Source organism: Microcella alkaliphila (assembly GCF_002355395.1).
Taxonomy (GTDB): domain Bacteria; phylum Actinomycetota; class Actinomycetes; order Actinomycetales; family Microbacteriaceae; genus Microcella; species Microcella alkaliphila_A.
The window spans coordinates 1,744,191-1,762,176 of the sequence record NZ_AP017315.1 but is presented as its reverse complement, the minus strand read 5'-3'; the positions used below and the strand labels follow the sequence as shown (position 1 = coordinate 1,762,176).

18 protein-coding genes are annotated in these 17,986 nt (G+C 69.7%); 12 read left to right on the top strand and 6 right to left on the bottom strand.

Annotation, left to right across the window (positions count from 1 at the left end; all coding sequences use genetic code 11):
- Positions 1–83: 83 nt before the first annotated feature.
- Genes CPY97_RS08705 through CPY97_RS08695 form a run of 3 tightly spaced genes read left to right on the top strand, consistent with a single transcriptional unit; the run spans position 84 to position 3,222 of the window.
- The gene (locus CPY97_RS08705; protein WP_161494105.1) at positions 84–1,304 is read left to right on the top strand and encodes a four-carbon acid sugar kinase family protein; all 1,221 of its coding nucleotides are present in this window, start codon (positions 84–86) and stop codon (positions 1,302–1,304) included.
- The gene (gene pdxA / locus CPY97_RS08700; RefSeq protein ID WP_096421952.1) at positions 1,301–2,350 is read left to right on the top strand and encodes a 4-hydroxythreonine-4-phosphate dehydrogenase PdxA; all 1,050 of its coding nucleotides are present in this window, start codon (positions 1,301–1,303) and stop codon (positions 2,348–2,350) included. The genes CPY97_RS08705 and pdxA overlap by 4 nt, the downstream gene beginning before the upstream one ends.
- A 35-nt stretch (positions 2,351–2,385) precedes the next feature.
- Positions 2,386–3,222 (top strand): GntR family transcriptional regulator, encoded by an 837-nt coding sequence (locus tag CPY97_RS08695; RefSeq protein WP_096421950.1) that lies wholly within the window; start codon positions 2,386–2,388, stop codon positions 3,220–3,222.
- Here the strand turns inward: CPY97_RS08695 and CPY97_RS08690 are convergent.
- Positions 3,186–3,881, bottom strand: a complete 696-nt coding sequence (locus CPY97_RS08690; RefSeq protein WP_096421948.1) for a Pr6Pr family membrane protein — start codon at positions 3,879–3,881, stop codon at positions 3,186–3,188. The two genes, CPY97_RS08695 and CPY97_RS08690, sit on opposite strands and share 37 nt — an antisense overlap.
- Positions 3,882–3,981: 100 nt before the next feature.
- Between CPY97_RS08690 and CPY97_RS08685 the strand changes: the two genes are divergently transcribed.
- From CPY97_RS08685 to CPY97_RS08670, 4 genes are all read left to right on the top strand, one after another.
- The gene (locus CPY97_RS08685) at positions 3,982–4,482 is read left to right on the top strand and encodes an 8-oxo-dGTP diphosphatase (protein ID WP_096421946.1); all 501 of its coding nucleotides are present in this window, start codon (positions 3,982–3,984) and stop codon (positions 4,480–4,482) included.
- A gap of 67 nt (positions 4,483–4,549) precedes the next feature.
- Positions 4,550–5,482 (top strand): aldo/keto reductase, encoded by a 933-nt coding sequence (locus CPY97_RS08680; RefSeq protein ID WP_096421944.1) that lies wholly within the window; start codon positions 4,550–4,552, stop codon positions 5,480–5,482.
- Positions 5,483–5,625: 143 nt separating this feature from the next.
- The gene (locus CPY97_RS08675; RefSeq protein ID WP_150129241.1) at positions 5,626–6,228 is read left to right on the top strand and encodes a hypothetical protein; all 603 of its coding nucleotides are present in this window, start codon (positions 5,626–5,628) and stop codon (positions 6,226–6,228) included.
- Positions 6,229–6,240: 12 nt separating this feature from the next.
- Positions 6,241–7,089 (top strand): hypothetical protein, encoded by an 849-nt coding sequence (locus CPY97_RS08670; RefSeq protein ID WP_096421940.1) that lies wholly within the window; start codon positions 6,241–6,243, stop codon positions 7,087–7,089.
- Here the strand turns inward: CPY97_RS08670 and CPY97_RS08665 are convergent.
- Positions 7,016–9,304 carry a S9 family peptidase gene (locus tag CPY97_RS08665; RefSeq protein WP_096423528.1) on the bottom strand — a complete coding sequence of 763 codons (2,289 nt, stop codon included), beginning with the start codon at positions 9,302–9,304 and terminating at the stop codon, positions 7,016–7,018. The genes CPY97_RS08670 and CPY97_RS08665 overlap by 74 nt on opposite strands.
- 33 nt (positions 9,305–9,337) lie before the next feature.
- Between CPY97_RS08665 and CPY97_RS08660 the strand changes: the two genes are divergently transcribed.
- The 4 genes from CPY97_RS08660 (at position 9,338) to CPY97_RS13595 (ending at position 12,252) form a co-directional block, all read left to right on the top strand.
- A complete protein-coding gene (locus tag CPY97_RS08660) occupies positions 9,338–10,267 on the top strand; it encodes a J domain-containing protein (protein WP_096421938.1) in 930 nt (309 codons plus the stop codon).
- Positions 10,268–10,510: 243 nt separating this feature from the next.
- Complete coding sequence (locus CPY97_RS08655; RefSeq protein WP_096421936.1) at positions 10,511–11,320, top strand: hypothetical protein; 810 nt, start codon at positions 10,511–10,513, stop codon at positions 11,318–11,320.
- A 141-nt stretch (positions 11,321–11,461) separates the two neighbouring features.
- Positions 11,462–11,899 carry a hypothetical protein gene (locus CPY97_RS08650; RefSeq protein ID WP_096421934.1) on the top strand — a complete coding sequence of 146 codons (438 nt, stop codon included), beginning with the start codon at positions 11,462–11,464 and terminating at the stop codon, positions 11,897–11,899.
- Positions 11,896–12,252 (top strand): hypothetical protein, encoded by a 357-nt coding sequence (locus CPY97_RS13595; protein WP_197702216.1) that lies wholly within the window; start codon positions 11,896–11,898, stop codon positions 12,250–12,252. Before CPY97_RS08650 ends, CPY97_RS13595 begins: the two co-directional genes overlap by 4 nt.
- Before the next feature lie 4 nt (positions 12,253–12,256).
- Here CPY97_RS13595 and CPY97_RS08640 read toward each other — a convergent pair whose 3' ends face one another.
- Positions 12,257–13,234 carry a DUF4190 domain-containing protein gene (locus CPY97_RS08640; protein WP_150129240.1) on the bottom strand — a complete coding sequence of 326 codons (978 nt, stop codon included), beginning with the start codon at positions 13,232–13,234 and terminating at the stop codon, positions 12,257–12,259.
- Positions 13,231–14,169: a DUF429 domain-containing protein gene (locus CPY97_RS08635; RefSeq protein WP_096421930.1), complete on the bottom strand. Its 939-nt coding sequence runs from the start codon at positions 14,167–14,169 to the stop codon at positions 13,231–13,233. The genes CPY97_RS08640 and CPY97_RS08635 overlap by 4 nt, the downstream gene beginning before the upstream one ends.
- Positions 14,170–14,307: 138 nt before the next feature.
- Between CPY97_RS08635 and CPY97_RS08630 the strand changes: the two genes are divergently transcribed.
- Complete coding sequence (locus CPY97_RS08630; protein ID WP_096421928.1) at positions 14,308–15,072, top strand: DarT ssDNA thymidine ADP-ribosyltransferase family protein; 765 nt, start codon at positions 14,308–14,310, stop codon at positions 15,070–15,072.
- Positions 15,073–15,123: 51 nt separating this feature from the next.
- On the opposite strand, the gene CPY97_RS08625 is transcribed toward CPY97_RS08630, so the two are convergent.
- Together CPY97_RS08625 and CPY97_RS08620 are read right to left on the bottom strand one after the other, a co-directional pair.
- Positions 15,124–16,125, bottom strand: coding sequence for a PfkB family carbohydrate kinase (locus CPY97_RS08625; RefSeq protein ID WP_096421926.1), 1,002 nt, complete (start codon positions 16,123–16,125; stop codon positions 15,124–15,126).
- Between the two features lie 295 nt (positions 16,126–16,420).
- A complete protein-coding gene (locus CPY97_RS08620) occupies positions 16,421–17,884 on the bottom strand; it encodes an HNH endonuclease signature motif containing protein (protein ID WP_096421924.1) in 1,464 nt (487 codons plus the stop codon).
- Positions 17,885–17,986: the final 102 nt, after the last annotated feature.

Sequence of the window (17,986 nt, the reverse complement as noted above, 5' to 3'; positions counted from 1 at the left end):
GCACCATACCCGTGCGGGACGTGCGTCTTCGGGTGGCGCATGTCCCGCACGTCCCCGTAGCACCCATGGAAAGGGCAACTGACATGACCCCGTCAATCGACATCGGGATCGTCGCCGACGACCTGACGGGCGCTAACGACACGGCAGTCCAATTTGGCATGCGAGGCTGGGATGCTCGCATTGCGCTCCGTGAGGACGCGGAGCTGTCTGGCCAGATAGTCGCCATCAGTTCTGATGCGCGGCCACTCGCGGACATTCCGGCTGCTCGCGCGACCGAAGCCGCCATCGAGCATCTGAATCCCACCCGGCTGTACCTCAAGATCGACTCCACGGCGCGGGGCAGCATCGCCGCTCAGGTCGAGGGTGCGCTCGCTGCGTGGACACGCCGGCACGCCGATGCTGTCGCCGTCGTGTGCCCCGCCTACCCCGCGATGGCTCGCACCGTCGAAGCTGGTCAGGTATTGGTGGGAGGCTCTCCCGTGCACCGCACCGCCATCGGTACAGACCCGGTGACACCGGTCACCGAGAGTTCGCTCGTGGCGCGCATCCCGAACTCGAAAGTGGCGACGATCGATGACATCCCGGCGGCCGCGCCCGGAGCGATTCTGATCCTCGACGCACGCGGCCAAGCGGAACTCGATCAGTACGCGCTACGCCTCGCGCAGCTGGGGGAGCGGTTCATCGTCGTTGGGTCGGCCGGGTTCGCGGAATCGCTCGCGCGTCACCTTCCCGGCTCGCGCGAGAGTTCAGACGTGCCACGGCCCCGCGGACGGAGCGTCATCCTCCTGTCGTCTCTCAACCCCGTGTCGCACGCCCAGGCCGACACGTTGCGGGACTCTCGTCCGGATGTGGTCCAGGTGGTCGAGCCGACGCTGGCCGACGCTAGCGCCGTATCGGCGGCTGGCTCGACAGTGCCGGCCGAGCGCCCCGTCACGCTCATCCGTACGCCACAAAGCCGAGTCTCCGAGGGCAACGGTGACGCGGCTGCGGCGGTCGCCGATGTTTTGGCTGCCGTGACTGTGTCGATCATCGAACGCGAGCATCCGGCCGTCATCGGGCTCGTCGGTGGCGACGGCGCTCGTGCGGTCCTCCGTCGCCTGGGGGCCCGCGCGCTCGCGGTTCGCGACGCGGCGGTCGAAGGGGCGCCGATGATGACGATCGTGGGCGGACCCCACGATGGACTTGCCGTGTGGACGAAAGCCGGCGGGTTCGGAGATTCCGAAACTCTGCTGCGCATTCTCGAACACACCGGCGCGGTGGCTGCGCCCGATGTAACCCGATCCGTAAAGGAGGACACCCCGTGAGTCGTTCGACCCCCCGTCTCGCCGTCACCCTCGGTGACGCCGCAGGAATCGGCCCCGAGATCATCGCCAGGGCGCTGCTCGAGCACCCGGAGCTTCGCGGCCGGCTGTCACCGATCGTCGTCGGTGACTCCGGTGCGGTGCGCCGCGGCGTCGCGGCCGTGGGGCTCGACCCCTCAGCCGTCGTCACGATCTCGCACCCGGATGAGGCGACCAACGATCCCACCACCATCGAGGTGTTGCAGACGGGTCCTGACCTGTCCGACGTGCCCGTCGGCGAACTGTCGGCAGCGGCCGGCGATGGTGCCTACCGTTTCGTCGTTGAAGCGTGTCGACTGGCGAAGGAGGGATCGGTCGACGCAATCGTGACGCCCCCGCTCAACAAGGCCGCCATGCACCTCGGCGGGCATGCGTTCCCCGGCCACACCGAACTGCTGGCTCACGAATTTGGCGTGAAGAACTATTCGCTCGTCCTCTCGGCTGGCGCCCTGTCGATCTTCCACTTGACGACCCACGTGTCGCTCAGTGACGCGATCGAGGGAATCACTCCGGCGCGCGTCGACGGCGTGCTGCGTCTCGTGCACGCGTATGCGAGCGCCATCGGACGGGGGGCAGAGCCAATCGGCGTCGCCGGACTGAACCCTCATGCGGGTGAAAACGGGCTCTTCGGCCACCAGGACGATGAGATCTTGCGCCCCGCGGTTGAGCGGGCCGTGGCGGCCGGAATTCCGGCGCACGGCCCCATTGCAGCGGACGCTCTCATTCCGCAGGCCGTGCGGGGGAAGTGGAACTTCGTCGTCGCCTGCTACCACGATCAGGGGCACGCGCCATTCAAGGCCGTTTACGGCGACGACGGGGTCAACATCACTGTGGGTCTTCCCGTTGTCCGGGTCTCCGTAGACCACGGGACGGCGTTTGACATCGCTGGTCGGGGTATCGCTCGGGAAGGCTCGCTTGTGCTCGCGCTGGAACGTGCCGCTGAACTTGCACCCGGCTGGGATCACGTGTGGCATGCCGCCCAGGCGAGCGCCGACGCGCTGCAGGCGTGAGTGGCAGCACGGATTCCCGTGCGTAGGCTGGCGTCATGACCGAGGCCGCCACCCCGCGCCCGATTCCAGGGCATCTCGATACCCAGTCGCGGGAGCCGCTGCACGCGCAATTGGCGCGAGTCATCCGTGATCAGATTCGTGACCGTGATCTCCTCCCCGGCGAGGTGCTGCCCACCGAGGCGCATCTGCAGGAAAAATTCGGCGTTTCGCGGTCTGTCGCCCGTCAAGCGATGGCGACGCTCGTCGCCGAGGGGCTCGTTGTGCGGGGACGGGGCCGCGGCTCGGTCGTCGCCCCGGAGCGGCAGCGGCACCGCATCGTCAATGACGCCTCGGGCCTGTATGCCCAGATGCGCGATGCCGGTCTCGAACTGCGGACCGACATCTTGTCGATGACCACGGAGGTTGCGCCTCGCCCGATTCCCGAACTGGGCGGGCGGGAGGCAGTGCGGCTCGAGCGTTTACGCTCACTCGACGGCATGCCGACGGCGTTCATTCGCACGTGGTTGCCGGTTGAGCTCGGTGGTGAACTGAGCGTGAGCGACCTTCGCGATGCATCCCTGCACGCGGTTCTCAGCGAGCGATTCGGGCTGCGCATTGACGGCGGGCGGCGCACCGTTCGTGCGGTGGCTGCGGACCATGCTCTCGCCGGCCTGCTGAACGTACACACCGGGTCGCCGCTGCTGCTCCTCGAGGGAGTGACCGAGTCGGAAGATGGGCGATTCGTGGAACACTTTGCGACGTGGCATCGCGGTGACCTCATTGCCTTCGATCTTGACGCGCATCGGGGGAACCAAGGGGCCCCAGACGCGCGCCTCTCAGAGGCTCGGGCACTGATTCAGCGGGCAGGGGAGTTGCTCGACGCTCGCGTCTGACGGTGGTTGATCGTCACGGCGATCGCGGTGAGCCCGATGATGAACGCCGCGATGGCGACAACGTGGGCGACCACCCCCGGAACGCCGTTCGGGCCGAACGGCTCGAGGAAGGGGTAGGGGTACCAGCCGTCGGCCGCCCCGCGCAGCATGGTCACGCCGACCCAGATGAGCGGGTAGGACACGGCCAGCCACATGGCCGACCAGGCGATGCGGGCGCGACCGGTGGCGAGCATCCAATCGACGGCGATGTAGACAGGAATCCACACGTGCAGCGCCTCATTCGGCCACCACGGGCCGACGTAGCCGTCGTCGTTTGGCACGTCGCGCAAGAGCAGGTTGTAGACGACCCCGGTCACGATCGCGTACGAGAACACGGATGCGCGGATCGCCGTGTACAGCTGCGTGTCGCGCTCGGCGCGCAGCGCCATGATGCCGCCGGCGGCCAACACCACAATGTTGATCATCGCCGCCTGAATCGTGAAGAACGCGAAGTACTCGGTCGGCTCGAACCGCCCGACCGAGATTTGGTCGGTGATCTGCGTCACGAGCGCAGCGAATACGGTCGCGCTCGCGGCGAGCGAGAGGATTCCGGCGCTACGGCGCAGAACGAGCAGGCGGCGGGATGCTGTGGCGCTCTCGGGCGCGGACGTCGCTGTCACGAGGGGGAGGCTAGCAAGCTTCGTGTGTGCACGCGCACAGATTCGCGCGTGCCGCGCAGCGCGACCGGTGTCGTCGCTCTCCGCGACCTAGGCTTCCGGCATGGCGATGTTCGACGTGGCGGTGGTCTACGTGACCCGCACGGTCGGCATCGCCGGCACGCGCCGGCGCGAGGTGCTGCTCGGCCGCAAACTCACGGGCCTCGGGGTCGACCGGCTCGTCGGTCCGGGCGGAAAGCTCGAGCCGGGCGAGAGCCCGCGCGACGCGGCCGTGCGCGAAGTCGCCGAAGAGGTGGGGCTCACAATCGACCCCACGGACCTCCAGCCGATCGGCGAGATCGCCTACCCGTTCGTCGACGAGCCGCGCTGGTCGCAGTTCTCGCACGCGTTCACGACCGACCGGTTTCGCGGCGAGGTGCGGGCGAGCGATGAGCTCGAGCCTGTGTGGCACCCGCTCGACGCGTTGCCGGTCGACCGCATGTGGGCCGACGCGGCGCTGTGGCTGCCGCGCGCCCTCCGCGGCGAGTTCGTGCGCGCAACCCTGCATTTCGGGGCGGGCGATCGGGTGGTGCGGCAGGAATGGGGAGTGGCGCGGCGCTCGTGACGCGCTGCGTGCATCCGGCTCTCTGCGTGCATCCGGTTCTCAGTGAGAGCTCGTACGGTGTGGACACGTGACGGACTCTGCGAACACCCAGCCCACTACCGACTTCGGCCCGCTCGTGCTCGGCGGCAACGTCTTCGGGTGGACAGCCGACCGCGACGCCAGCTTCGCCGTGCTCGACGCCTTCGTCGAGGCCGGTGGCCGGGCGATCGACACGGCCGACGTGTACTCCGAGTGGGCCGACGGCCACACCGGCGGCGAGTCGGAGTCGGTGATCGGCGAGTGGCTCGCGGCGCGCCCCGGCATGCGCGAGAACGTCAGCATTGCCACGAAGGTGTGCCAGAAGAGCGACCGCCGCGGGCTGTCGCCGGTGAACCTGCGCGCCGCGCTCGCCGAGTCACTCGAGCGGCTGCAGACCGACTACGTCGACCTCTACTACGCGCACCGCGACGACCCCGAGGTCCCGCAGGACGAGGTCGTCACGGCAATGGCCGAGTTCGTCGCCGAGGGTCGCGTGCGCCAGCTGGGTGCGTCGAACTTCAGCGCGGAGCGGCTGCGCAGCGCCGTCGACGTCGCGACCGCGCACGGCATTCCGGGCTTCACGGTCGCGCAAGACCTGTACAACCTGGTGCGCCGTGACTACGAGACCGACCTGAAGCCGACCATCGCGGCGCTGGGGCTCGTCGAGTTGCCGTTCGGCGCGCTGCAGGGCGGTTTCCTCACCGGCAAGTACCGCGCCAGCGGCGAGCCGATCGACTCGCCGCGCGCGGTCAACGCGACGAAGCTGCTCGACGACGACCGCGCGGTGGCGACGCTCGAGGCGCTGCGCGGTGTGGCGGATGCTCGCAGAGCGTCCATGACCGCCGTCGCCCTCGCCTGGTTGCGCCAGCAGCCCACCGTGGGCGCCCCGATCGCGAGCGCGCGGTCGACCGAGCAGCTGACCGCACTCGTGGAGTCGTTCGACCTGACGCTCACCGCCGAGGAGCTCGCCGCGCTCGCCTGAGCATCGCCGTCGGCGGGCACGTCGCGATCCGTGGCACGCACGGAGGTTTTTCGCCGTGTTGACGGCGTAGAACGGTCCTTCTCGATAGTCGAGGGATACGCAATAGTGGAAATCCGTCGCATATCGCGCCTAGGGTCGAACGCATGTCACGGGTGCCTCGCCGTCGCCGAGTGGTTGCGGTGGCGGGCGCGTTCACCCTACTTGCGCCAATTGCGCTGCTCACAACGCCGGGCGCCGCTGCCTCCGACGGCGGGTTCGACGCGTTCGCGAACCCCGGCGAGACGGTCACGGTCGACTTCCCGTACCGCGCCGAGCAGTACGAGTGGGTCGTGCCCGATGGCGTCAGCGAGATCACGGTGGAGCTCGCGGCGGGCTCGGGCGGCCGCATCACCGTGGGCGACGCCGACGGGGCGGTCGGTGGCGTGGGAGGGCACCTCATTGCGCGGGTGCCCGTCGACGAGGGCTCACCACTGTTCATTTCCGTGGGCGCTCGCGGCTCCGCGAACGCCGGTGGCGGGGCGACGGCGCTCGCGACGACCAGCGCAGTGCTGGCTGCCGCGGGCGGCGGCGGAGCGGGCTGGGCTGGCGGCAACTGTGAGCTGATCGACTACGTGTGCGCCACGGGTGGCGCCGGTGGGTTTTCGCGTCAGTCCGGCACATCTGCCGGACTCGACGGAGCCGACAACAGTCCGCTCAGCGAGATCATGGTCAATGGCGTGGGCGCTACGGCGGATGCCGCCGGCTAGAGCCAGCCCGAAATGGGCGTCACGCGTGAGGACGACAACGACCCCGCCGTCGCGGTGCTCACGCCAGCCGTTCAGCCGGCCCCGGCTCCGATGTCGGTCACGGGCGGGGTCATCTCCCCTGCATCGGGCCCGGTGGGTGACATGTTCACCGGCGGCGGATCGGGCTATTTCGCTGGCGGGCACGGCGCGTCGGTGGATGTCCAGATCTTTGACCAGGGAGATCTGGCGTCACGAATCCGTTATCCGGGTGGCGGCGGCGGCGGTTCCGGCTACCTCGCGCCCGGTGCCGAAGAGCTCGAGCTGCGCGACAACGTCGGCGACGGATTCGCCACCATCAGCTACACGGTTCCCCAGCCCGACGTCGTCGACGCGGACGACCCGGAGCTTCGACTGTCAGCTCCGACGGTGCGTGCAGGCGACGCGTTCACGCTGCTCGGTGCGGGCTTTGACCCGGAGCGGGAGTATCCGGTGATCCTCACCTCCGACGCCGTCCTGGTCGGCACGGTGACGACCGACGGCGACGGCGCCTTCGAAGCCCAACTGACGATGCCGGCGTCAGTTCCCGCGGGCGAGCGCGTGCTGACCGTCGGCGACACGAGCATCCCGATTACGGTACTGGCGGCGGCCGCGACCGATGACGCGCCGCCCACCGAGCTCGTTGCTGACGTCTCGCCCGAGCTCGCCGCGACGGGCGCGGACCCGGCCGCCGCGACGGGCGCGGACCCGGCCGCCGCGAGCATCCTGGGTCTCGTCGCCGCGGCGCTACTCGCCGCGGGCGCTGCCGCCGTCAGGGCGTCGCGTCAGCCGCACCCGGTGTGTCAGCCGCAGCGTCACCCGCACCCGACGAGCCGGCGACCGTAGCGTCAGCGTCAGCCGGAGCGTCCGCCAGTCCCAGCACGTCGAGCAGCCACGCCAGCTCGATGGCGCGCTGGTTCCACGCGGAGTAGCGGCCCGATACGCCGCCGTGCCCGGCCTCCATCTCGCAGCGCAGCATCGCGTCGGCGCCGACCTCGCGCAGGCGCGCCACCCACTTGGCCGGCTCGACGTACAGCACGCGCGTGTCGTTGAGCGACGTGACGGCGAGGATGCGCGGGTACGCCTGCTCGCGCACGTTCTCGTACGGCGCGTAGCTCTTGATGTACTGGTACGCCTCGGCGTCGTGGAGCGGGTTACCCCACTCGTCCCACTCGATCACCGTCAACGGCAGCGACGGATCGAGGATGCTCGTCAGCGGATCGACGAACGGCACGTCCGCGAGAATGCCGGCGAACAGTTCGGGCGCCATGTTCGCGACGGCGCCCATGAGCAGACCGCCGGCGCTGCCGCCCTCGGCGACGAGCCGCTCGGGGGCGGTGACGCCGGTGTCGATCAGGTGGCGCGCGCAGGCAATGAAGTCGGTGAACGTGTTCTTCTTGTGGCCGAACTTGCCCTTCTCGTACCAGTCGCGGCCGAGTTCGCCGCCGCCGCGCACGTGCGCGATCGCGAAGACGACGCCGCGGTCGAGCAGCGACAGGCGGGGGATCGAGAAGCCCGGGTCCATGCTCGCCTCGTACGAGCCGTAGCCGTACAGCTCGAGCGGGCTGGGCTCGGGGCGTGCGCCACCCGCAAGGGGGCCGTTCGATGCTTCGCCGCCGTCGAGCGCCGGCACGAGCCCGCGCTTCCAGACGAGCGAGATCGGGATACGCGTGCCGTCGTCGGCGATCGCCCAGTCGCGCTTCTCGGCGTAGTCCCCCGAGGCGTAGCCGCCGAGCACGGGCTGGCGCTTCAGCACCGTGTAGAAGCCCGCCGCCACGTCGTAGGAGGCGACGGTCGCCGGCTCGATGAAGCTCGTGTAGCCAATGCGCAGCGTCGGCTGCTGCCACTCGGGGTTGCCGCGTGCGCCGATCGACAGCAGCCCGCCTCGACCGGATGCGGTGGGCGGCACGAGCTCGTCCCACGTGAGCTCGGCCAGCGCCTGCCCGCCATCGAGCCGCGCCACCGCGGTCTTCGGTAGGCCTCCCGTGCGGTAGTCGAACACCAAGAACCGCGCGAACGCGTCGACGCCTTCGACGCGCCGCCCGGCCTCGTGCTCGATCACCGTGACGGGCTCGGCGTGCGGGTTCTCGACCGGCACGGCGACGACCGTGAAGTCGGGCGCGTTCTTGTTGTGGGTGATGAGCCACCAGTCGCGGCCGGCGAGCACAGCGTGCTCGGCGTCGTACTCGACGCCCTGCTCGCGCGCCCAAATGAGCGCGAACTCGCCGGTCGGGTCGCTCGCGTCGAGCACGCGGGTCTCGCTCGTCACCGACGAGGATGCGCCGATCACGAGATACCGCCCGCTACGGGTGCGCCCCGCCCCCACCCAGTAGGAGTCGTCGGGCTCGTGGAAGACCCGCACGTCGGCCGCCGGGTCGGTGCCCACCTCGTGTCGCCAGACGGTGTCGGGGCGCCACGAGGCGTCGACGGTTGAGTAGAAGACGTAGCGACCGGACGGATCGAAGAACGCGCCAGACGACGTCCCACGAATCTCGTCGGCGAGCTGTTCGCCGGTCTCGAGGTCGCGGATGCGTAGCGTGTACCGCTCGTCGCCCTCGGTGTCGACGCCGAACAGCAGGAAGCGCCCGTCGTCCGAGATGTCAAACGTGCCGAGCGAGAAGAAGTCGTGGCCCTCGGCCTCGACGTTCGCGTCGAGGATGACCTGCTCGCCCTCCCGCGGCTCGGCCGGGTCCTTCAGCGGCGGCGGGGGAGTCCACGCGACCGGGTCGGTGGGGTCGGCCGGGTCGATGGGTCGCGCCGCCACCCGACACTGGATGCTGTACTGCTTGCCCTCGACGGTGCGGCCGTAGTACCACCAGTCGCCCTCGCGCACGGGAATCCCCATGTCGGTCTCCTGCGTGCGCGAGCGGATCTCGGCCACGATGCGCTCCCGCAGCGGGTCGAGGTGCTGCATGCGCGCCTCGGCATACGCGTTCTCGGCGCGCAGGTGCGCGAGGACGTCCTCAGACGTCTTGTCGCGCATCCATTCGTAGTGGTCGGTGACGGTGTCGCCGTGGTGCGTTCGAGTGACGGGGATGCGCGGGGCCTGTGGTGGGGGAATGCTCACGCAGCCAGCGTAGGCTTTTCCGCGACTATGGCTGACTCACCCCTGGCGTCGAACCCGTACGAGGTTCTCGGAGTCGCGCCGAACGCGAGCGACGACGAATTGAAGCGCGCGTACCGCAAGCGGCTGCGCGAGGCGCACCCCGACACGGGCGGCTCGAGCGCCGAGTTCGACCGGGTGCAGCAGGCCTGGCAGCGGGTGGGCACGCCGTCGGCGCGCACCGCCTACGACACCGGCGCCGACGCGGGCAGCGGCGGAGGCGGCTCGTGGGCGCAGTCGGCGAGCGGAGGTGCGCGCCGGCGCGGCGATAGCCGTCCGAACGCGACGAGCCACGGGCATCCCGGCGGGTATTTCCGCGAGCGGTACCTCGACCTGATGCGCGAGTGGGTGGGGCGCGGCGTCGAGCTCGACGACCCGTACGACCCGCAGCTCGTGCGTCGCGTGCCGCGTGAGATTCGTCACCTGCTCGCCGCGGCCGTGGCAGAGGAGAAGACGGCGACGGCGCTGTTCACGCTCGGCATGGGGTTCACGCTGTGGCACGACGTGCTGGCCGGGCCCGGCCCCCTCGACAAGATCGACCACATCGTGCTCGGCCCGACCGGCCTCTGGGCTGTGTTGAGCGAAGACTGGGGCGGTCCGGTGAAGGTCAAGCGTGGGGAGGTCATCGGCGAGGGGCTAGCGCCGGGGGAGCGGCCGCTGCACGACCTCGCCGTGCGCGCCAAGGTCGTCGCCCGCGAGGCGAAGGTGCGCTTTTCGGCGCTCGTGGTGGTCGTCGACGATGAGCACGCGCCGCAGTCGCTGATGGAACTCAAGTCGATCCGTGGCGCGCAGGGGCTGCTCGTCGAGCGGTCGCGGCTCGTCAACCTCATCCGCACCGGCTTGCCGGGAGTGGGGGTCGGCGGGACCGACCTGTTCGAGGTGCGCACGCGCATCCAGCACAGCGTTCGCTACGTGTACTGAGCGCGAACATCGCGACACCCCCGTTTACGGGGTATTGAATCGCGCTCGGCTGTGCCAGTGTGATGCGTGGAGTCGACCACCCATCGGCTTCCGGCGTACCCGCGCCGAGCATCATCCCCACACCCGAACACCCGAGATTCCATACCTGACCCGCTGGTGACTGTCGTCGCCTGTGACGCTCGCCTCCCGAGGCGCCGCGCTACACCTCACGCCGCCGGTGGGTGGAACCCGATGGGAGCCCCCATGCCCCGGCTGATTGAGATTCCCCTGCCCGACGGTGAGCCGACCGACGCACCGCCCCCTCACGAACCCGCCTTCCGCATCGAGCACCCGCTGTACGAGTCCGAGACGCGCGCGGAGTGGATCGCCGAACGGCTACTCACCGACGATGACCTCTTTGCCGGGAAGGTGCACGTGCCCGCCAAGAAGTCGGGCAAGAGTATCGGAGGGGCGAAGGCGATCACCTATGCGACGTTCCGCGGCGTCGTCGACCACATGTTGCGCGGCGCGCGGCGCGCAGAATCTGTCTGTCTGCCTGACCAGCTCATCGCCGAAGCCGTGCTCGAGGGGCCCAACTCGCTGACGCACCACAAGGTCGAACAGGGTGGCCATCTATTGGCGCGCCTGTTTCTGCACTACTGGCGCGCGGTCGCGAACGCCTTTGACGAGGCGTGGGACGACCACCACGACCACCTGCTGTGGCACCCGCACGGTCTCGCCGCGTTTGGTTCGCTCGGTTCGCGCATCGTTCAAGACCAGGTCGACACCTACAACATCCGTCAGCACTACTTCGATGAGGTGCTGGAGGGGGTCGCCGCGAAGGTGAGCCTGAAGAAGAGCGACCACGCGCACGTCGCCGCGCACGACATGACCGATCACCTGCTCGGGCTGCTCGCCTCGGCGCGGGCATCCAGCCGTCGCACGACAGGGCTGACGGCGATTCCGGGCACGGTCGGATCGATCGACTGGGGGTCGGGCGCAGCCCCGCTCTCGCCCGACGTCGACCTGGACCTCGACCTCGACGGTGGCATCACGATCGCCTCGGCGAGTTGAGTTTCGGGGCCTCGGCCCCTGAGTTCAGTACTGCACGCGGCGCGAAGGGGGCGCCGCGTTCAGGCTTCTGCCACCTGGCTGACAGCAACACGCGGGGTTACCTCCAGCCCACGCGCTGGTGGCGAGAGCACCCTGACGGGCATGGCATGGCTGACGAGGAAGCGGCCGGATGCGGGGCCCGCACCCGACCCGAACGGTGACGACGCGCTGACGACCGACTGGTCGAGCGATGACCCCACGGGGTCGATCATGGTGGTGCACGAGCGCATCGCAACTTCCTCGCCGCCGACGGGCCCCATTCTCGCTGGTCCGGTGCTTGACGGCGCCGTGAGCGCCACCGTCATCGAAAAGGTCGACGGGCTCATGCAGCAGGTGCAATACGACCTGTCGATCGGACACCACCTCGAAGCGGACGAGCTGCTGCGCGAACGCCTGAAGGCGTCGCAGATCGAGCTCGAGGAGGAGCAGATCGCCGCACTCGTCGATGAGCTCGCCCCCGTTGACTACGCGCGACACGAGCGCGAGCGCCGTGAGGCGGACGAGGCGGCAGACGCCGCCGGTGAGGAGACGAGATCATGACACTCGATCTGTCCAGTCAGGGACTGCGTAGCGACATGTACGCGAACCCCCACCGAGAACGGATGCCCGTGATCGCCTCGCAGGACTCTCCGGTCATGCAGGGCTGGTCGGATGCGACGGCACGGCAGAAGATTGCCGGCGTCGTCGACCAGGTGCGCCTCGACCTGTCCCGGGGCCACCATCACACGGCGGAGGAGCTGCTGCGTGAGCGCTTCACACAAACGCGCCTCGACGTGGATGACGAGCGCATCATCGCCCTGGCGATGTCGTTGCGCGCGGTCGACCACGAGCTCACCCGCCGTGAGGAGGAGGCCCGCCGCGCCGCCGCAGGGAGCGGCGGGCCATCCGCCTAGTGCGTTACTGCGCCTGCAAGTAGAAACCTTCCGAGTCGAAGTAGCTGTAGACCAGCCAACGGCCGTTCTCGACGTCGGCACTCGGCACGAGTATGGTCACGTTGCCGGTCGCCGTGTCGCCCTCGCTCAGCTCACCGAGGTCGAAGAACGACGGCTCGGGGTCAACGACCAGCGCGTCGAACTGCGTGTGCGTCGTGTTCGCGCTCGACAGGTACTCGACCTCGATGGCGAACCACGGGTCGGCCGGCTCGCCGGCGATCTTCGTCACCGTGAGCGTCATGACCGCGTACTGGGTCCCCGGCCCCGGTGGCTCGTTGAACTCGTTTGCGCTGAGCACGGCCTCATCGGCGAACAGTTCGACGGCGTCGACCGTGACCTCCCACGTGTCGACGCCGAAATCGGTGAGAGTCACAGTCTCGCCGATCGCGAGCGGCTCATCGAACGACCCCGGCCCGCTTGCGGGCGTGGTGACCTCGAAGAGGCCGTTGCCGGGGTCAGTCGGGTCGGGGTCGCTCGCTCCGTCATCACCGGGGTCGGCCGGATCTGTGGGTTCGATGCTCTCGAACGGCGTCGGTGTGAACTCCTGCTCGAGTTCGGTGACAATCGCGGCGAAGCCGACGGCGTAGAGGATCACGAAGATGAGCGCCAGGAACGCGGCAAGCGCGTTGATGATGACGCCCGAGATCGACAGTCCCTTGCCGGCCGCGTACTTGCGCAGCGCCAGGATGCCGAGCACGAGACCGACGATCGCCATGATGAGCGAACCGATGTTCAGGAGCGGGATGGCGACGCCCAGCAGGGCGAGGATTCCCAGCACGAGCGACGTGATTGCCATGCCGCGACCGGGCGCGCCGCCCGGAGCGGCGGCTGCGGGCGTGCCACCGGGGGCGGCGGCACCGTAGGCGGGAGCGTAGGGGCCTGCGGGCGGCGGCGGGGGTGGCGGCTGTTCGGGCGGCGGGGGAGGCGGCGTGTCATTGCTCATGCCTCGACCGTACTGGTCGAGGGGTGCTCGTGTCTGGACGAACTGTCTACCGGGCGCGCCGCACCCCAGTGCGCACGCCACTGACTGGCGCGGGCGGTGCGGCGGGCGGGTGCGACGATGCTGGCGACGCGTCCGCGTGCATCCCGGTCGACGGTGGCGGGGTCGAGCGTGCCGAGCGCCTGCGTTCTGGCGGAGCCGTGCCGGTGCCAGAACGCGGCCGTGTAGGCGCAGAGTGCGGCGTCAATGAGGTCCTCGCGGTGCTTGCGCGTCTTTTCACCGCTCGGCGGGGTCAGGGTTGCGGCGATCTCGGCGGTGACCGCGTGGCTTCGGACGTCAAGACGCGGGTCGGCGTCTGCCTCGGCGAGCCGGTCGAGGCGGAGGATGAGCTCGTCGGTTGCGGCGGCGCGGCGAAGCTTCGCCTCGGAGGACGCGATCGAGCGGTCGAGGCGCTTGTAGCGGGGGCGCTCGTCGTCGTAGCCGAAGGCGTCAACGCCGACCAGGGTGGTGTACGGGTAGCACTCGAAGGCGACGGCGGCGCCGGGGGCCGCGGGCGTGGTGCCGTCGGTGTAGGCGACTCCGCGCTGTTCGAGCAGCTCGAGCAGCACCTCGCCGGCGCGGCTCGCGAGCGCCCGGTTGCTCGCGTTGGCGCCCACCTTCCAGCGCCCGTAACAGCGGCCGACGTCGCGTTCGCACGCGCGCATCCCGGTCTCGTTCGGCACGATCAGCGGCGCATCGATCGCGATCACGACCGTCTCGCCGGCAGCGCGGTGCTGCGCGAGCATCGTTCCGACCCACTCGTCGACGGCGCCCGGCCCGCGGGTCCAGCCGGCATCGAGGATGCACCCGGTCTCGTCGAGCGCGCACAGTCCGGTCTCGTTGGGCGGTCGCCTCCCGCCGAGCCCCCACGCGAGGTCGATGCCGAGGAACAGCGCCATGGGCTGAGTGTAGGTCGACGCCCTGGAGGCTCCACCGCGCCCCTCGGCCGCGCGACCTTCCCCGGTGCCGTGACCTCCGCCCGTGCCGTAGCCTTGAGGGTCGGGCCACAAGCCCGGTCGACGCGAGGAGTATCAGCTATGGACGAGTGCATTCACGGATTCGAACCGGGGATGTGCGCCAGCTGCTTCCCCGCCCCTGAGCCCGAGAAGCAGGCTCCCGCTCGCCGCGCGTCAGCCAAGCCCGCCTCGTTGCGCACCCCGAAGGCCGACGCGTCGGGCCGGGTCGCCCCGGTCAAGGCCCCCAACCTCCCGCAGCGCATCTTCCACGTCACCCACGTCGACAACCTCGCCGGAATCCTCGGCGACGGCGCGATCAAGCCGTCGAGTGCGGCCGAGCCCGCCGTAAAGCTGGGCAGCGAGATCACCGACGAGCTGCGCCGCACCGCGTCGGCCACGAACGCGGCGTCGGTCGCCGACTGCGTCGCCTTTTCGCTGAGCCCCCAGGCCACGTGGTGGGGCGAGGTGCAGCAGGGCGCTGCCGGCCCGACGTGGAGCGAGCAGGCCCGCCACGCCACCATCACCGACTTCGTCGTCCTCGGTGTGCCCGTCGCGGCGGTTGAGGATCGCCTGGTGGTCACCGACGGCGATGCGGCGGCGATGGTCACGACCATTTCGACTCCCGACACCGTTCGACGGATGCTCGCGCGCGCCGCCGGGGACCCGGCCGTCCTGCAGGCGGCTGAAGCGCTCATCCCCGGCGAGGTCGCGTTGGACGCGGTCGCGCTGGTCGCGGTCGCCAACGACAAGCGGCGCGCGGAGGTGCGCGGTTTGCTCGCCGAGGCGGGCGTGAATGCGAAGGTGGTCGTCTACCCGCCGTGGTTCGTCGCGCTCGAGTGGGAGTAGTCGCGGGGGGTCCGGCACACCCCTCGCGCGGCGAGAATCGGCGATCTGCGCTTAGGCGACGCGGACGCCGCGCTCGGCGTTGAGCAGTTCGACCGAGGTGGGTGGTTCGGCGCCGACCTGGCCGACGGTGTACTCGGCGGTGCGCTGCGCCCAGCAGGCGATGGTACGCAGGGTCTTCAGGTCGATGGAGGCGAGTTCGTCGCGGTGCGCCTGACGGCGCAGGCCGACGATGTCGATGCCGCTGATGAGCCCGGCCATGAACGCGTCGCCGGCGCCGACGGTGTCGACGACGGCGGGACGGTTCGACGCAATGTGGGTGCGGTGATTCTCGGTGGCGAGGTGCACGCCCCGCTCGGCGTCGGTGATGGCGACGAGGGCGGCGCCGGCGGCGAGCCAGCGTTCGGTGGCTGCCGCGATCATCCGTTCGGTGCTGGATTCGATGCGCCGGCTCGGGTCGGCGAGCAGCTCGGGGTGGATGTGGGCGAGGTCGTCAACGCTGGCGCGCACGATGTCGGCGAGTCCGGCGTGCCGGTCGACGCGGGCGCGGGCGGCGTCGCGGTCTCGGTCGATGAGGGGCCGAATGTTGGGGTCGTAGCTGACGAGCGCGTTCGGTCGGAACGTGTCGACGAGCTGGTCGACGTGGGTGGCGCCGGGCTGGATGACGGTCGAGATGGATCCGAAGTGGACGAAGTCGGCGAGCCCGTTCTCGGGTGTGTCCGTGTGTTCCAGGGTGAAGGTGAGGTCGAACTCGTAGCTGGCGTTGCCGTCGGCGTCGATGGTGGCGAGGGCCACGCTGGTGCGGCGTCCGTGGCGGAGGGGCGAGTAGACGTCGACCCCTTCGGTGACGAGGCGCAGTTCGATCTGGTCGGCAAGGTGGTCGCGGCCGAGGTCGGTGACGAAGGCGACGTCGGCGCCCTGGCGGGCGAGGCCGATGGCGACGTTCATGGGGCTGCCGCCGGGCTTTTCGGTGCGGTGGTCGCCGTCGATGAGGACGTCGATTAGTGATTCTCCGATAACGAGTGCGCGCAGTGGGCGCGTGGCCGACCCGTTCATATCACCCCCCAGTGAGCGATCCGTGCTGCGGTAGCGCGTGCTGTTTGCGCGTGATGTGTGCCTGCGCTTACTGCATGTGCTGCCTCATATTCGGAGCATCCCTGCTCCTGGATCGTTGCTTGAGAGTACGGGCGCGCGTGGCTTCTCGTATATCCCCCAGTACGTGGGGGACGACAGATACGTCTGTCCACAGCAGCTGTCACCCGTCACCTCCCTCACGCGCACTGTCCGTTCCGCGCCACGTCCGTCACGCGCACCGTCCTTCAGGCGCACCGTCCGTCACGCGCCCCTTCTGTCACGCGCTGAGCGCGTCGCGGAGCGCCGCACTGCGGCTGGGCATGTCGCGCCAGTGGTGGGGCTGTTGTTCTGTGCCCGGTGGTTTCAGCACGTAGCTGGGGCCGGCGCGTTCGATTTCCCACCCGTGGTTGTGGGCGAGCATGTGGTGGTGTCGGCAGAGGAGGATTCCGTCGGCGACGTCGGTTCGCCCGCCGTCTCTCAGCCAGTGGTTGATGTGGTGCGCTTCGCACCAGCTGGGTGGTCGTTCGCACCCGGGCCAGCGGCATCCGCCGTCGCGCGCGGTGAGTGCGACGCGTTGGGCGCGGCTGAAGAGGCGCCGTTCGCGGCCGAGGTTGAGGGGTTGACCGGCGTTGTTGGGGTCGCTGTCAACGGTGATCTGGATCGTGCCGCCCGCGCACGCGAGGCGTTCGACTGTGTCGACTGAAATTGGGTCGGTTTGCCCCTCGAGCCAGCCGCGCCCACGTCGCTGTTCGAGTGTCGACGCGGCGACGATCACCCGCACGGCGGCCGGCCCGTCGCCGAGCAGCCCGCTGGTGTCGGAGTTCGACCCCTGGCGCAACAGCTCGGTGAACATGTCGCTCGCGTACTGCTCGAGCGTGCGCTCGTCGGTATCGGAGCCGCCGGCGTCTTCTTCATGACTAGCGAGATCGTCGGCATTCCCCTTGCCATCGGCGCCAACACGGCCATCAGCGCTGCCCCGCCCCGGTATTGCGTCGCTCGAGTCGAACGACGGCACGCGTCGCTTGGGAGAGGTGACGCGGTCGTAGAGGTCGCTGACGATGGCGAGGGTTTCGGGGTCGAGTACCCAGTGCGCCCAGCCCATTCCGTTGGCTTTCTTGCCGATACGGAACGACCGCTGGTCGCGCCGTTCTTCTTCACGCTCGGCCACTCCGGCGAGGTCGAGTTCGTCGCGCAGCGCACGCGCCTCCCTCAGGGCTCGGTCGGCGTCGAGGGCGGCCGCGCGCTCGAGAAGTGAGTGGGCGGCGGCGTCGAGGGCACGAGCATCCAACTGGTGGGTGGGGCGGCCGAGCCCGGTGGTGATTGCGTCGGCGACGGCGACGCTGACCCGACCGTCGAGCACGGCGGTGCCCAGCGCGGTGGGCGTTTCGGCCGCCGCGGCGGCCCCGACCCGGACGGCGGTGCGGGCGTCGGCTGCGGTTGTTCCGGTGGCGACGCGCACCGCCTCTTCGGGGGTGCGGTGGCCTTCGCGCTGTGCGAGCCCGTCGCTGCCGAGTTCGGGTGCCGAGCGTCGCGCGATCTCGCCGGCGAGCAGTGACACGTGCAACTGCGCGAGCCGTACTTCGTCGGCGGCGACGCGGGTGAGTGCGAGGAGCGCCTCATCGTCGAGGGCGCGCACGCGTTCGACCTCGCGTGGAACGCGTTCGAGTGACGCGACGGCGGCAGCCATGCGGGTGGCGAGTTCGCCCACGGTGCCTCCGTTCGTCGCGCGCTGGTGTGTCATTCGAATATACGTTCGACTACCGACATTCGGCGTGGAAGTGGTGCGTCTGTGGACGGCGGGCCCGGACTTCGCGGGTGTGGGGGAGTGGCGGCCGGGCGTCTC

Excerpts from the sequence above, each read along its gene's own strand:
- CPY97_RS08705 (WP_161494105.1), top strand. The coding sequence starts at position 84 with ATGACCCCGTCAATCGACATCGGGATCGTCGCCGACGACCTGACGGGC.
- CPY97_RS08695 (WP_096421950.1), top strand. The coding sequence starts at position 2,386 with ATGACCGAGGCCGCCACCCCGCGCCCGATTCCAGGGCATCTCGATACC.
- CPY97_RS08685 (WP_096421946.1), top strand. The coding sequence starts at position 3,982 with ATGGCGATGTTCGACGTGGCGGTGGTCTACGTGACCCGCACGGTCGGC.
- CPY97_RS08675 (WP_150129241.1), top strand. The coding sequence starts at position 5,626 with ATGTCACGGGTGCCTCGCCGTCGCCGAGTGGTTGCGGTGGCGGGCGCG.
- CPY97_RS08670 (WP_096421940.1), top strand. The coding sequence starts at position 6,241 with ATGGGCGTCACGCGTGAGGACGACAACGACCCCGCCGTCGCGGTGCTC.
- CPY97_RS08660 (WP_096421938.1), top strand. The coding sequence starts at position 9,338 with ATGGCTGACTCACCCCTGGCGTCGAACCCGTACGAGGTTCTCGGAGTC.
- CPY97_RS08655 (WP_096421936.1), top strand. The coding sequence starts at position 10,511 with ATGCCCCGGCTGATTGAGATTCCCCTGCCCGACGGTGAGCCGACCGAC.
- CPY97_RS08650 (WP_096421934.1), top strand. The coding sequence starts at position 11,462 with ATGGCATGGCTGACGAGGAAGCGGCCGGATGCGGGGCCCGCACCCGAC.
- CPY97_RS13595 (WP_197702216.1), top strand. The coding sequence starts at position 11,896 with ATGACACTCGATCTGTCCAGTCAGGGACTGCGTAGCGACATGTACGCG.
- CPY97_RS08640 (WP_150129240.1), bottom strand. The coding sequence starts at position 13,234 with ATGAGCAATGACACGCCGCCTCCCCCGCCGCCCGAACAGCCGCCACCC.
- CPY97_RS08635 (WP_096421930.1), bottom strand. The coding sequence starts at position 14,169 with ATGGCGCTGTTCCTCGGCATCGACCTCGCGTGGGGGCTCGGCGGGAGG.
- CPY97_RS08630 (WP_096421928.1), top strand. The coding sequence starts at position 14,308 with ATGGACGAGTGCATTCACGGATTCGAACCGGGGATGTGCGCCAGCTGC.
- CPY97_RS08625 (WP_096421926.1), bottom strand. The coding sequence starts at position 16,125 with ATGAACGGGTCGGCCACGCGCCCACTGCGCGCACTCGTTATCGGAGAA.
- CPY97_RS08620 (WP_096421924.1), bottom strand. The coding sequence starts at position 17,884 with ATGACACACCAGCGCGCGACGAACGGAGGCACCGTGGGCGAACTCGCC.